Here is a 12,803-nt window from a genome sequence, read left to right on the forward strand (position 1 = left end):
TTTCCCCCTAAAAAGACGGTTCTTCCGCGGAAAAACGCCAAAATGTAACTTCTTGAAACTGAGTGTTGCTAGCTTGAGGCAAACAGCAGCAGCACTCAGGCCTTGGAGTGAGAACACGGACGAACAAGGCCGCCTGACAGGGACGATTCCCTACACCTGTTCGCCTTCGGGAGGTGTCGATGAACCGGCACACCGTTCTCGCCCTGGCCTGGCTTTTGATCCCCCCGTCCGTCGCGTTCGATGCTGAGGCGGCGGAGTTTTACCTCTTCGCGGACGGCGGCATCGCCGAACCCGACCTGGGCACCTTGGACCGCCGACAGCAGCGCCATGTCGCGCGGATGACCGGCAACGACGAGGGTGCCCCGGTCAGCGTCGACGATCGCAGCGCCGCGGGCGTCATCGGCGTGGGCCTCCTCCCCTTCCGCCATCTGGCCCTGGAGCTCAGCTACCACTACCTGGGCGACTACCGGCTCGAGAGCCGGGCGCGGATCGACACGGCCTCGCACCAGCTCGACGCGCGAACCACGACGGACGTCGAGGTGCGCGGCTGGGGGCTCAGCGGCAAGCTCCTGCTGCCCATCGGCGAGGCCCTGAGTGCCACCGCCACGCTGGGTGTCGCACGGCTAGAGACCGATATCACAGCCGTGACCACGAGCCGGGGCACCGTCCTCGGCGAATCGATCTCGCGTCGCGAGCGCGACACCTACAGCGTCGAGGACACCGTCGGCATCCTCGGGATCGGCGCCTGGTACCAATACGGCCCGCACGTCGGCCTGCGACTCGACTACCGCTACCTCGGCGGCTTCGGCCAGGGGGACGATGGCGGCGACAGCGACCTGGACCTGGTCACCGCCGGGCTGGTCTACGTCTTCTAGCCGTGTAAACCCATAAGTTTATTCACGGAAAGCCCTAGCTGTAGGGTTCCGGATGAACAACCTACCGAGAGATCACAGCTAGCGGCATGAGCCTGACCATCAGCTGGATGTCGGGGATGGCTCCTGCTCGGCGCCGAGGCGAGCCAATCGCGTCTGTTGATCGCAGTGGCCGCAGGTGACCATGGTCAGGTTGTTGTCGACCGGCTCAAGCGTGAACTCTTTCCAGTCATTGTTCTGGGCGATTTCGATAGTGCCGCAGTGGCAGGAAAGGATGCGCCGACCCTGGGGGTCGATAGCGAGTGTGATGGGTCTCATGGGCAATCCCTCCTTGGGCCTGCCTTGAAGATACGCTATCGCGCTGCAGGACTGCGTAAGAGATCGCGACCGCTGTATGTAAGAGATCACGCAGATTATCCCCCCCGGGGTCAGACCCTAACGTTTTCTGAGGGGTCTGACCCCTCAGGGAAATTAGGCGCTGCCCCAGACGATGAAATGGGGGTTCAGGTGCTGCGCGGGTGTGGCGTAGGAGAGCGGCTGCCCCTCCAGGGTATCGACGCGGCCCCCCGCCTGCTCGACCACCGCCTGGGCGGCACCAGTGTCCCACAGGCAGGTGGGCCCGAGACGCGGATAGACATCCGCCGCGCCCTCGGCCACCAGGCAGAGCTTCAGCGAGCTGCCCATGGGCACCATCTCATGCTCACCCAGCTCTTCGAGCCATTCGGCGAGGTCCGGGCTCGGATGGGAGCGGCTGCCCACCACGCGCCAGATGGCGTTTTCGGCAGGCCGGCCGGCGACATGGATCGACCGGCGCCCGCCATCGCCCTCCACCTTGAAGGCGCCCACGCCCTCGGCGGCGAGGTAAGACACCTCCAGCGCCGGCGCGACGACCACGCCGAGCACGGGCTTGCCGTATTCGATCAGCGCGATGTTGACGGTGAACTCGCCGTTGCGCTTGATGAACTCCTTGGTACCGTCCAGCGGGTCGACCAGCCAGTAGCGGCCGTCGGCGTCCGCACCGGCAAAGCCCTCGGTGTGCTCCTCGGAGAGCACGGGAATCTCGCCCGGCAGTGCCTCGAGACCCGCCACGATGACCTCATGGGCGGCCTGGTCGGCCTCGGTCAGCGGGCTCTTGTCCGCCTTTTCCTCGATGGAGAAGTCCCGGGCGTAAATCGCCATGATGGCGTCGCCGGCGTCCTTGGCGATGGTGTGGGCCTGATCGAGCAGGTCAGGCATATCTAGCGGCATGTGATGGTCCCTATCGTGACAACCCGACACAGCCGGCCGGGGTTTGATGTTCTTGGGCCCCTTGTTTCGACTAACGATGTCAGCATCGGAGGCTTACCCTTGTGGGAGCCGTGCTCGCACGGCGAAAAAGCAGCGGGCACATAATCGCCGTGCAAGCACGGCTCCCACGGATGGCACAGAGCCATCAATGAGTTACGCAAGCCAACGGAGCGACCTGTCCGGCAATTCGTAGCTAGCAGGCTTCGCCATGCAAGCCGGAGCATCGCTCGGCTCAGCTTTCGCCATTCATCCAGTCTGGCATCGTGTGCAATACATGGTGCTGTGCTGCTTGCGCGGCTGCGACCGCCATCCTGTGAGTCGTCCCGGGGTTGGCCAACAGCCACTCCAGGCCGCGCCGCCACTCGTCTGGATCATCGCCGGCCAGCAGCCCGTTCACGCCATCCTCGACGATTTCGGTATAGGGGGAGCGCCGCGAGTAGATCCCCACGCCGCCCATGGCCGCAATATCCAGGAACTTGATGAAGGACTTGCCGCGATTGAACGGGGTATCGAGCAGCGGCGCCAGGCCGATATGCACGCGCCGCCGCGCCTGGTAGGCGCGAAACTTCTGCCAGGAGAGCGGCGCCGGGCAGCAGGTACGCGGCAGGTCGGCCAGCAAACCCGGCATGTGCTCCCCCAGCATCATCTCGAGTTCGGTATCGCAGCGCTGGCGCTGGATTGCCTGCAGGGCCGGGGCAATATGGGCCAGATCCGCCCGGTGGGCACGAGTGCCGTGAAACCCGATACGCCAAGGTTGTTCACCGGTCGGTCCGTTCACGAAGTGCGCCAGTTCCGGAAGCGGCGAAATCAGCGGCGGTGTCATCACCCGCACGTTGCCGTGACGCGGCCTCAGCCGAGCCGCCAGCTGCACGCTGCAGGCCACCACCTCATCAGCCAACGCCAGCAGGCGCGCTTGCTGGGCGGCGGCCGACACCATGCGGGCTCGATAGCCCGACGGCAGCGTCTCATTCTCGGCCGCCGCCCCCAGGTCATCATCGATCAGGTAGACGATGCGCCCGAAGCGGGCTCGCTCTCGCTCGAGCCACTGGAGCGCCACGGCTGGCAGGGTGCGGGAAAGCACCAGATTGGCCCCCGGCTGGCGGCTCAACACCCAGCGCGCCAACCGCCAGCGCCAGCCGCGTGCATCCAACCGCCCCACGTCGTGGCCCGCGGAACGCAAACGGGGCGCAACCGACTCGAGAAAGTAGATATCCTCGGTCGGTCGCGCCCCGTCGCTTAGTACCAGCCAGCGCTCACTATTCACCACTCAGCACTCACCTCTAACCATCCACCTCTCACCAACAAAGCGCTCACTATGCACTAGATTAACGCAACGAGAAATCCTCATGCACCAGGGTCAGGTTCGGGTTATAGGCCGGGTCATGATCGAGGTGAGGTCCCCAGGTGCGGCGCATATAGTCGCACTCCGCTAGCCAGCGGGCGCGCTTCTTCGGCGTGTCGTCGGCGCCACGGGAGACGGACTCGTGATGATAGAGCTCGGCATGCGGCGTCCAGAGATTGCGGTAGCCCGCTTCGCGGACCTTCAGGCAGAGGTCGACGTCGTTGTAGGCCACCGCCAGATCGGACTCGTTGAGCCCGCCCACTTCCTCGAAGACGCTCCGCCGCAACAGCAGACAGGCCGCCGTGACCGCCGAGAGGTTCTGCGTCACCTTGAGCCGCCCCTGGAACCCAGCTTCGTCGCGCTGGAAGAAGCGATGGCCGTGGCCGGCGATGCTGCCAAGGCCGAGGATCACGCCGCCATGCTGCACGGTGTCGTTGGGGTAGTAGAGCTTGGCCCCCACGCAGCCGATCTCCGGGCGACAGGCCTGCGCCACCATCTCGGTCAGCCAATGCGCGTCGATCGGTTCGATGTCGTTGTTCACCAGCCCGATGATCTCACCGCGCGCATGACGCGCGCCGAAGTTGTTGATGGCCGAGTAGTTGAAGGGATGATTCCAGCGCAGCACACGCACCCTGGTGTCTCGCTGCTCCACCTCGTCCATGTAGCCCAGCGTCTCCGGGCAGGTACTCCCGTTATCGAGGATCAGCAGCTCGAAGTGACCATAGTCGGTGCGCTCCAGAATAGCGTCGACGCAGGGACGCAGAATCGCCACTCCGTCGCGGGTCGGCACCAGCAGGCTGACCAGCGGTGCCGGCTCGGGAATCGGCCAGCGCACCCTCACGCTGCCGGGCAGCAGACCCGGTACGGCCTGGGCGCCAGGCCGGACCGTCTGGCGCGCGATCTCATCCAGGTAGTGCTGGGTGAGTGCCACGGCCCCGGCATCCTCACCGGGGGCACCCTCGGGCGCGGCGCCCTCCCAATCGCCACGGTGCAACAGCACCCGAGGCAGATGCCTCACCCGACTAGCGGCGTCATGGGCATTGATCGCCAGGAAGCGCAGGGCCGTCGCCTGCAGCGTGGCCTGCCAGGTCTCTCCCCCCTGGCCCGCGGCATAGCCGCCCATGGCCTCCAGGGCGTGCCGCGAGAAGCCGACCATATTGCCCAGATAGGGCTGCGAGAGCAGCAGGTCGGGGTTCCAGCCGGGCTTGAAGTTCGGCGCGTGGCGCTGCCCGTCGGCATCAAGGCGATCCTCGTCGGCATAGAGCAGCCAGGGGGCCGGCCGCTGCTCGAAGGCTTCGGCCAGATCCACCAGCGCATCGTCCGCGAGGCGGCACCCCGGCGCCAGCAGCAGGATCAGCTCACCGCTAGCGTTCTCCAGCGCCGCGTTGAGCCGCGCCGCGCCTTCGTCTTCCGGCGCTTCGAGCTGCCGAACTCCGGATAGTGACTCGACGTTCTGCGTTACCGCTTCGCGCAGCGCCTTACCGGATCCAGTCGGCAGCAGGACCCATGTTTCCCAATCGTCATACGCCTGACGGTTCAGGCAGGCCAAGCGCGCCTCGAGGTCGGCGATCGCCTCGGGCGTCTCGGCGTCGAGGGGCAGCAGAAGGGTCACCCGGGACCTCGCCTCGCCCACCACAATAGGCTCGCGCCGCTGGCCGCTCTCGACCTGGTCGATCCACTGGCGGTAGTTGTGCTTGGAGCAGAGACTGATGAAGGTCATCTCGTAGTCGTCCATCGCCTGGGCACACCAGCCACGCCTCGCCTCCCGCGCCCGAGCGGCCAACTCGCGGCGTGCCTCGCGCTTCGAGAGCCCCCGATAACGCTGGTGTGCCGTCACCAGGCGCTGCAGCAGGCGGTCCCGAGCAAACCAGGGCGTCAGCCACACGCAGCGCAGGTGGGTCAGCCGGATGCGCCCCCGGGCATTCATCGGGCAGAAGGTGATGCGTCGCGTGCCGACAGGCACGCGCACCAACCGCTTGGTGATCTTGCCCGCCCGCAGCGGCATCTCGACCGTGGTGACCCCGTGGCGGGTCTCGAACGACAGGCTCGCCGCCACGCCGGTTACCGAACGTTCCCCGGCCAGCTCGATCATGTTCCAGCCGGGCAGCGGCCGCGGTCCCTTCCAGACAAACGCCGCCTCGCTGCCCGTGACCAGCCATTCGCCGTCTTCGCAAGGCTCGAGCTGCTGATCTGGCACCAGCGAAATCGGGTGACGGCGGTGCAACTGCCAGGGTGAAGCGGAAAGGCTCAGACTGGATTTCTGGGACATGAAGACTCGATACGGGCATGCATTCAAGAGGCAATCGATGGCTCGACGTCGAGCCATCGATCGAGTGAAAGGTGCGGCAGTCTAGCAGCTCTTGGGCGTCTCCCAGTGAGAAGATTCACGGCAAAACCCGACCCTGTTCAGGCCTTACGGCGGGCCGCCAGACGCTCCGACGCCAGGCACTGCCAGCGTGCCAGACCCCAGGCCTCCAGATCCGACTCGGCCGCCTCGATGGCACGTTCTTCCACGCGCGCGAATTCTTGCTCATCGAGTCTTGCGACCTTGTCGCAAATCATTCTCGAGAGCGACTGGTCGAGGGCCGGCACTTGAACCAGGAAGCGGGCGTTGGTCTGCACTACCAGATAGTCGGGTCGGGTCGCCGCCACCACCTCGGGGTCGAGGTTGCCTGCGCTGTGAATGAAGATCACTCGCCGGAACAAGCGGCTCAGGAAGTGGAACATCGAATTGGTCGAGGAGGAGCCGAAAACCAGGCAGGTCCCCTCCATGAGCGCCTCAGGATAAGCGATCACCAGCAGCCGGCCGAAGTTGGGCAGGCCGTTGTCGTAGACTCGGTGCCGAACGAAGCTGAACGATTTCAGCATCGCCACCTCGCAGGTCTGGCGGGGCGAAAGCTTGTTGCCCAGGTCGCCGCCCATGGCACGGGTGGCATAGCGATCGTCGGCGAAGGTCTTCACGACCGCATCCCGAGCAAGCCCCAGCGAGACCGCCAGCTCTACGGTGGCGGTCATCGCGCCCCGCTGTGTCCAGTGGGTGTCGGTGCGGATGAAGGCGTCGTCGCCCAGCGCCTCAAGGGCCGACACCGGATGCACGATGCCCAGCGCCTCCGGCAGCGCCAGCAGCTGATCGACCGGCTGGCCGGCCTCCTGCTTCACGGGATGATAGCGCGCGCCCATCACCGTCTCCTTGGCCGGCGCCACCAGCATTGTCCAGGGGCTACCGACCTCGGCGGCCAATCGCGCCAACCCACTCAGGTAGGTCTGCCAGCCGGCCAGTCCGCGCTCGGTGAGTCTCACGCGCCCCCGGTACTGATCGACGCTGGCGTTGGTGTCGTTGTCCAGGAACAGCCAGCCCGCCCGACCCTCCACTACCTTCAAGGGGCCCGCGTCGTCGGCCTCCACCGGCCGGCACCTCACGTCCTGCAGCGGCCAGCGCCGATCGTCCAGCACCAGCTCAAGATGGAAGTGCGCAAGCCGCGCCGGCACCGTGAAGCGAAAGCCGCAGCTGCGCTGCGGGTGCACCTCGGGGGCCTCGCCGAGCACCGCCTCGATCACGTCCGGCCGCTCGATCTCCAGGGGGTGGCACAGCTCGTGTTCGGGCAGCCAGCGTGCTACCACCCGCACCCGCGGCGCCGCCTCGGCCAGCTCATCGGGCAGCAGCACCCAGCCCTGCACCACGCGCCCGGAAGGCAGGCACCAGGGCGCGCGCTGCTCCGAGGGATAGTCGAGAGCCCAGCGGAACGGGGGAGCGTCCTGGGTCGAGCCCATCGTGTCGCGCACCCGACGCCCCAGGCGTCGCACGAGCTCCAAGGGCCACTCGATGGCCGCCTCGCCCCATACCTGTCCCGACTCGGCGGCCGGTGGGGCCGCCATGGCCTCCTTGAGGCGCGGGGCCAGCGAGGCCGCCCGCTCGCAGCGCTCCTCGTTGCGATCATGGCGCTCGAAGTACGAACGCCCCTTGACGTAGCCCGACTGGGCGGCGCTGCCCCGCTTGGATTTGCCGGCCAGGAACTCCTCCACCGACTTGACGAGATAGTGATTGACCCGCGCGCCCTCCCACACCACCTCCTCGCTCAGGCCGGGCCGCTCGCGCCCCTCGCGATCGGTGCGCAACCGCAGGGGCTCGCCTCGGGCATCGACGTGTCGCCCGCGGCTGAGCCGCACGTGGTGCGGGTTGTCGAAGCCGGACACACATTGCGGGCGCACCAGGCTCTTGTAGTGGCGATTGGGGCCGAAGGCCTGAGAGCCACGGCGTGTGAAGCGCTCGACGACCAGCCCCGGCTCGCGAAACACCTCGCCGGCAGAGCCGAAGCAGGCCCAGTTCAGCACCACGGCGCCGACGCTTTCGTCGGCGAAGCGCCGCTCGAGCCAGGGCAGCAGCGACGGCACGCGCTGCGTGTCCGCCGATGCCGGCGTGGCCTCATCCATGGGCAGCAGGAACTCGTCGGCATCGATGAACGCCAGCACCTCGATCTGCGGCGGGCAGGCCGAAAGCAGGCGCTCGTAGGCCGCCAGCTGGGGCGGTGTCTTCCCTACCGTGGGGACATCGAGCAGGGTGACATCGCCGCGCGCGGCGAGCAGCTCACGGGTGCCGTCGCTGCTGCCGTTATCGGCGATCAGAAAATGACAGGCCCCCACCAGTCGATGATAGGCCAGCCATTCGGGCAGGCTGTCTGCCTCGTTCTTGACGATCGCGGCCACGGCAAGCTTCACGCCGGTCTCCTTTCTGTGATTGCAGGATCTGAAAAATCCGGCAGCGCCGCATAGGCCTCATACAGGGCCGCCGCCATGGCGGCCTCACCGAAGCGCTCTTGCGCTCGACAGCGCCCCGCCTCGCCCATTCGTTCCCGCCGGGAGTCGTCCCGCGCCAGCTCGGCCACGCGCCGTGCGGCGCCCTCGGTATCACCCAGCGCGACCAGGTGCCCGGTGATGCCTTCCTCCACCAGTTCCGGCAGCGCGCCCCAGGCATAGCCGACCACCGGCCGCGCCGCGGCCATCGCCTCCAGCGCGGTGCGTCCGAAGGACTCCTGGAAGCGCGACAGGCTGACCACGATATCCAGCTCGGCCAGCGCCTCGGCCGGCGCAACGACATAGCCGCCGTAGACCAGGCATTCTGGCGCCAGGCCCCGGGCCTGTCGTGCCAGCAGCGACTCCAGGGCGGTCGTTCGCGGCCCGTAGAGGACCACCTTCAACTCGGGTGCCAGCCGGGCCAGGTGGTGTGCCATGGCCTCGAGGTCCTCGAGCCCCTTCTTTGGCAGATTGCTGCTCAGCATGCCCACCGCGAGCGACGGCGCCTCCCGCGTCGGAAGCGCGAGCAGTGGCCCCATCTCGACCGTGTTGGGCACCACCCGCACCGGCGGCGCCGGAGTCGTCGACGCATCGTGCCGCGGCGCCTCGCAGGCGACGGCGGTGGCTCGGGAGTTGGCGATCACCAGGTCCGCCCCCTCCCGCACCCGCCGCAGCAGGGTGTCGGCATCGGCATCAAGGGTTCGGCAGAGCGCGGCATCGTGGGCGGGCAGCTCGCGCACATGGACCACGGCGGGCACCCCCGCCTGCCGAGCCGCGACCAGCGGTTCCTCCAGCACCAGGGTGTTGGCGTGCACCCCCTCGATCCCGAAGCGCCGGATCAGTCCGCGGAAGTGGCGCAGGGTGGCGGGCTCGAGCGACCGCCCCCGCTGCCACCAGCCATAGGGCAGCACCGCCACCGCCCGAGCGTGGGCGCGCAGCGCCTCCACGTAGGGCCCGTTGACGGCCGAAGGCAGGCAGACGACCACGTTCCAACCCAGCCGGCGCATCGCCTTGAGCACGTCGAGCAGGCTGCGCTCGGCACCGTACAGGGCGCGGCCGGCCTGATGCCCACACAGCAGCACGCTTCGCGCGCCCGACTGGTAATCGGCAGCACCGGGCAGGATCGGCCAGGGGGCACGCCCCTCGCGCCGACCGCGGGTCAGGAAGTGGTGCAGCGGCTCCTGGTCCTGCTCGACGACGTCGGGATAGGCGTAGCGATAGCCGGACGCGCTGAAGCGGGGGCCGGGATCGCGCCCCTCGGCGCTGCCGGCCTGCCAGTAGTGGACCAGCGGCTCGATGATTGCCTCCTGGAGGTCGAGATGAGTACGCAGGTACCAGCCGGCATCGAAGAGGCCCGAGGCCTGCAGCGCGTCCAGCGGATGCGCAGAACGCACCGGGAGCGCCTGGCGGCAGATGGCCGCCGGGGCGGCGAAGGGCCGCCAAGGAGCACGATGGGGCAAACGCAAGTCCGCCGGAACCTCGGCCTCCGCGTGCCAGCGCCGGGCCGCGTCCATGTAGGCCTGGCGCACCCCGACGAACTGGGTGACCAGGTGGGTCGCCCCGCGCTGGCTGAGCGAGCCGCCGTCCGCCCGGCCGAAGGCCAGCGGCACCCCGGGCAGGGTATCGACCACCGACGCCTCGCCGAAGGCCGCGATCAGCCGCTCGTGGTACTCGCTGTCGGCATTGACGGCGACCTCGTCCCAGCCGCCGAGCACGTCGACCGCCGACCGGCGCACCATCAGCGAGGAGATATTGCGATAGACCCAGCCTTCCTCCTCCACCCGCCAGCGATGAAAGCGCAGCCCCGGGGTGGCCCGCACCCAGTGCGACAGGCTGGCCACGGCCGCGGGCGCGGCCTCGAGAATCGCGACCTGCCGGGCGAGCTTCTCGGGATGCGACCAGTCGTCACTGTCGTGGGTGGTGATCAACGCCCCGCTCGCCGCCATGAGCCCCGTATTGCGGGCCGCATAGGCGCCACCGTTGACGGCGTGGCGCAACAGGCGCAGCCGCACGTGGTCGGGACACTCCGCCTCGAGCGCCTGCAGCACCCGCCAGGTGTCGTCGCGGCTGGCATCGTCCACTACCAGCAGCTCCAGCGAGCGCCAGGTCTGGGCGAACAAGCTGCGCAGCGCCGTGGCGACGCTGCCGGCCGCGTTGTAGACCGGTACGATCACGCTGACCAGGGGGGGAGAGTGAGGGGTGAGTCGTGAGGGGGGAGGAGTCAGGGGCGAGCACTGGGGCGTATCGGGCGCCAGGTTATCGAGAGTCAGTGGCTGACCAGGCACCCGACGCGAGACCGTCGCGAGCCCCTCTGCCTGCCAGATCCGATTGATCCAGCTTAGTCGCTTGGCCTCGTCGTCCAGGGCGTTGGCGTGGGCCAGGCAAGTATCCGCGCGCGTCGGAAAGCGACGGTCCATCTCGGCCAGCACCCGGGGCAGGCGCGTGGCCCTCTCGCTGTTCGCGTTCGGGCCGGCTCCTGCGGCGAGCGAAGGCGAACACAGCGCCTCCACTGCCAGCAGCGCCGGCCCGATGTGCGCAGGGTGGGCAATCAGCCCCCCCTCGGGCAGCAAGCAGGCCCGCACCCGCGACCACTCGCCCTGCCAGGCCCACCAGCGCGCCAGGGCCCAGGCCGCGTGCTGGCGCTCCTCATCGTTCGCGGTGTCGTCCCCTCGCAGCGCCTCGAGCCTCGGCACCATCACCGCATGCGCACCGCGCCACAGATGGTGCTCCCAGGCCAACGCCCGGTTGCGCCGGGGCAGCCGGCCTTCGTGCCGGCCATGGCGCAGGAAGTGCACCAGCGGATTCAGCCCGGCCTCGGCCACGTCAGGGTAGTGGGCAAGGTACCACGCCCCGTCGAAGCCGGGGCCGGGGGCCAGTCCGGCGGCCGCCCCGCGGGTGAGGTAGTGCGTCACCGGATCGCAGGAGGCGTCCTGGCACTCTTGAAGGGCCGGCTGGCGCCGGTACCAGTCGGCATCGAACCAGTCGCTTTCCCGAAGCAACCGGCACTGATCGGACAAGGCACCTGGCGCTCGCTCCCGTGCCGGCAGACGCGTGACCACCCCACGCCACCACCGCTTGATCGGTGACCTACGCATTGTCATCGCAGCACACCATCCGCTTGATACGGGCGGTCATGCCTCATCCACGAAGACCTCGGCCAGCGCTTCCGCCTCGATGACCGCAGCAATCCGGCTCGCATTCTCCTCGGCCAGCCCGGCCTCCACCGCTTCCACCATGACGCGAATCAGCGGCTCGGTGCCCGACTTGCGCAGCAGCACACGGCCGTTCTCGCCAAGCGCCGCTTCCGCGGCGGTGACGGCGGCCCGAACGGGCTCGGCGGCAAGCAGCCGATCGGCCTGGCCGCGCTGCAAACGCACATTGATCAGCGTCTGAGGCAGCTTCTCCATCCCCTGTTTGATGAGGTGAAGGGACTGGCCTTTCTCCCGCATCACCTTCAGCACCTGCAACGAGGCGACGATGGCATCACCCGTGGCCGCCTGGTCCAGCAGCAGGATGTGCCCCGACCCTTCCCCGCCTATCCGCCAGCCGGTTTCGCGAAGCTGCTCCATGACATGGCGATCCCCCACCTTGGCGCGACACAACGGAATGCCATGCTGCTTCAGCGCCAGTTCCAGGCCGAGGTTGGCCATCTGGGTACCGACCACGCCGCCGGTGTAGCCTGACGCCTTGGCAGCAACCGCCAGGAGAAAGAGAATCTCGTCACCGTCGACGACCGCCCCGGTATGGTCCACCAGCATGACCCGATCCGCATCGCCATCCAACGCGATACCGAGATCCGCCTGCTCTGCCTCGACCGAGGCCACCAGGCTGGCCATGGCGGTCGCCCCGCAGCCATCGTTGATGTTCGTGCCGCTGGGCCGGTCGTTGATGCTTACCACCTCGGCACCCAGTTCGGCATACACCGCGCGCGCCACCTTATAGGCGGCACCGTTGGCGCTGTCGACCACCACTTTCAAGCCCGACAGGCTAAGCGAACCGGGCAGCGCCGCCTTGCAATACTCGATATAGCGGCCGCTGGCATCATCGATGCGCCGCGCCTTGCCCAGCAGGTGGGAAGGCTCATACGTCATGCCGCCGTCCAGCGCCTGCTCCAGCAGGCGCTCGATCTCCTGCTCCTGGGCGTCGCTGAGCTTGCTGCCATCTTTCGAGAAAAACTTGATGCCGTTGTCGTCATAGGGGTTGTGTGATGCGCTGATCACCACCCCCGCATCGGCACGAAAGGTGGCCGTCAAGTAGGCGACGGCGGGCGTGGGCAGCGGCCCGACCAGCGCCACGTTGATACCGGCGGCCGACAACCCCGATTCCAGCGCGGATTCCAGCATGTAACCGCTGGCTCGGGTGTCCTTCCCGATCAGCACCTCGCGGGCGCCCGAGGCCCCCAGCACCTTGCCGGCGGCCCACCCCAGTTTCATGGCGAATTCCGCCGTCATGGGGTGTTCCCCCACGCGCCCTCGAATGCCGTCGGTACCGAAATACTTGCGTGTCATCGT

8 protein-coding genes are annotated in these 12,803 nt (G+C 67.8%); 1 reads left to right on the plus strand and 7 read right to left on the minus strand.

Annotated elements, in window-relative coordinates; translation table 11 throughout:
• The first annotated feature begins 179 nt into the window (after positions 1-179).
• A complete protein-coding gene (locus FIU83_RS08680; protein WP_152483686.1) occupies positions 180-875 on the plus strand; it encodes an outer membrane beta-barrel protein in 696 nt (231 codons plus the stop codon).
• A gap of 99 nt (positions 876-974) precedes the next feature.
• Here the strand turns inward: FIU83_RS08680 and FIU83_RS08685 are convergent, their stop codons facing one another.
• The 7 genes from FIU83_RS08685 to glmM form a co-directional block, all read right to left on the minus strand.
• Positions 975-1,190 carry a hypothetical protein gene (locus FIU83_RS08685; protein ID WP_152483687.1) on the minus strand — a complete coding sequence of 72 codons (216 nt, stop codon included), beginning with the start codon at positions 1,188-1,190 and terminating at the stop codon, positions 975-977.
• Between the two features lie 153 nt (positions 1,191-1,343).
• Positions 1,344-2,120, minus strand: coding sequence for a 3'(2'),5'-bisphosphate nucleotidase CysQ (gene cysQ, locus FIU83_RS08690; RefSeq protein WP_253939411.1), 777 nt, complete (start codon positions 2,118-2,120; stop codon positions 1,344-1,346).
• Positions 2,121-2,391: 271 nt separating this feature from the next.
• Entirely contained in the window at positions 2,392-3,426 is a 1,035-nt protein-coding gene (locus FIU83_RS08695; protein ID WP_152483688.1) for a glycosyltransferase, read from the minus strand.
• 58 nt (positions 3,427-3,484) lie between these two features.
• Positions 3,485-5,770: a glycosyltransferase gene (locus FIU83_RS08700; protein WP_152483689.1), complete on the minus strand. Its 2,286-nt coding sequence runs from the start codon at positions 5,768-5,770 to the stop codon at positions 3,485-3,487.
• 137 nt (positions 5,771-5,907) lie between these two features.
• Positions 5,908-8,217, minus strand: a complete 2,310-nt coding sequence (locus FIU83_RS08705; protein ID WP_152483690.1) for a glycosyltransferase family 2 protein — start codon at positions 8,215-8,217, stop codon at positions 5,908-5,910.
• Positions 8,214-11,309 carry a glycosyltransferase gene (locus FIU83_RS08710; protein WP_253939412.1) on the minus strand — a complete coding sequence of 1,032 codons (3,096 nt, stop codon included), beginning with the start codon at positions 11,307-11,309 and terminating at the stop codon, positions 8,214-8,216. The genes FIU83_RS08705 and FIU83_RS08710 overlap by 4 nt, the downstream gene beginning before the upstream one ends.
• A 114-nt stretch (positions 11,310-11,423) precedes the next feature.
• Positions 11,424-12,800, minus strand: a complete 1,377-nt coding sequence (gene glmM / locus FIU83_RS08715) for a phosphoglucosamine mutase (protein WP_152483691.1) — start codon at positions 12,798-12,800, stop codon at positions 11,424-11,426.
• Positions 12,801-12,803 lie beyond the last annotated feature (3 nt).

It is taken from the genome of Halomonas sp. THAF5a (assembly GCF_009363755.1).
Classification (GTDB): Bacteria; Pseudomonadota; Gammaproteobacteria; order Pseudomonadales; family Halomonadaceae; genus Halomonas.